The organism is Nocardiopsis sp. TNDT3 (assembly GCF_003427465.1).
GTDB classification, from domain to species: domain Bacteria; phylum Actinomycetota; class Actinomycetes; order Streptosporangiales; family Streptosporangiaceae; genus Nocardiopsis; species Nocardiopsis dassonvillei.
The window spans coordinates 1-1,198 of sequence record NZ_QPFC01000143.1 but is presented as its reverse complement, the minus strand read 5'-3'; the positions used below and the strand labels follow the sequence as shown (position 1 = coordinate 1,198).

The window sequence follows — 1,198 nt, the reverse complement described above, 5'->3', positions numbered from 1 at the left end:
GTACCGAACGCTGTTCGGTACCGTGGCGCCGGGACCGCGCGGGCCTTCACGGCCCTCGTGTGGGGGGTACGGTCCCTCCGGGATGGTCAGGTCACGGCTCCTGGCAGGTCACCCGCGGCTCGATGTTCACGTTCCCCGAGGTGGCGGTGAACCCGAAGCTGGCGCTCTCCCCGGCCGCGAGCGAGCCGTTGTGCGCGGCGTTCCTGGCCTCGAAGTGGGCGCCGTGGTTGACGAGCGAGGCGTTCCAGGCGCTGCTGACCGCCTGGCCGTTGGCGAACACCCAGTCCACCATCCAGCCGTCGGTCCCGTTCTCGCCCGCGGTGACCTCGACCTCGGCCTGGAAGCCGCCCTGCCACTCGTTGAGGACCGTGTACTCGGCCGTGCAGTACTCACCCGCCGGCGGGTCCGTGGGCTCCGGCTCCGGCTCGGGTTCCGGCTCCGGCTCCGGCTCGGGGTCCGGGTTGCCGCCCGAGCCCCCTTCGAAGACCACGTCGGAGCAGTTGTAGAACGCCTCGGGGCTGTCGGAGCGCTCCCACACCACGTAGATGACGTGCTGGCCCTCCTTGTCGGGCAGGTCCACGTCCCAGTAGTACTCGGCTCCGGCGACGCCGCCGCTGCGCAGCGGCGGGTCGGTGACCTCGTCGATGAGCTCCAGGGAGTCCCAGGTCAGCGCGTCGGTCGCGGGGTCGAACCCGTCCTCGGTGACGTAGGTGTAGAAGGTGCCCGGGTGCGCGGCCCAGGCGTTGTGGTGGAACTCCACCGTCGTGTCGGCGGGCAGCTCGGTGGTCGGCCAGTCGGCGCGGACCGCGTTGAAGGCGGAGAAGCTGTCGGTGGGTCCGCACAGCTCGCCGTCGGCCACGAACTCCTGGTGCCGCCCGTCGGAGTTGCTGATGAGGTTGCCGAACCAGTTCCAGAACGGGTAGTTGCCGCCCTCGGCCAGCGCGTCGGCGCAGGCGTCGTTGGTCGGCGCGAGCGCGCCGCCGCTGCTGCCGCCGGTGGCGTCCTGGAAGCAGGCGTAGGTGCGGCTGGCCGGGTAGGTGAACGCGCCGTGGGCCTGGGCCGTGTCGGGCAGCGCGACGACGGTGGTGCCGACGGCGAGGCCGCCGAGCGCCACGGCCATGGCGAGGGTGCTGCGTGACCGCATGGGCCACTCCAATCTCTGTGGGGGGCGCCCGGCCGCACCGGGGCGGTGCGGCCG

Annotated in this window: 1 protein-coding gene; it reads right to left on the bottom strand. The window is 72.4% G+C overall.

From position 1 onward, the window contains the following. Positions 1–91: 91 nt before the first annotated feature. Positions 92–1,144, bottom strand: coding sequence for a lytic polysaccharide monooxygenase (locus DQW06_RS04090; protein WP_117197988.1), 1,053 nt, complete (start codon positions 1,142–1,144; stop codon positions 92–94). Positions 1,145–1,198 lie beyond the last annotated feature (54 nt).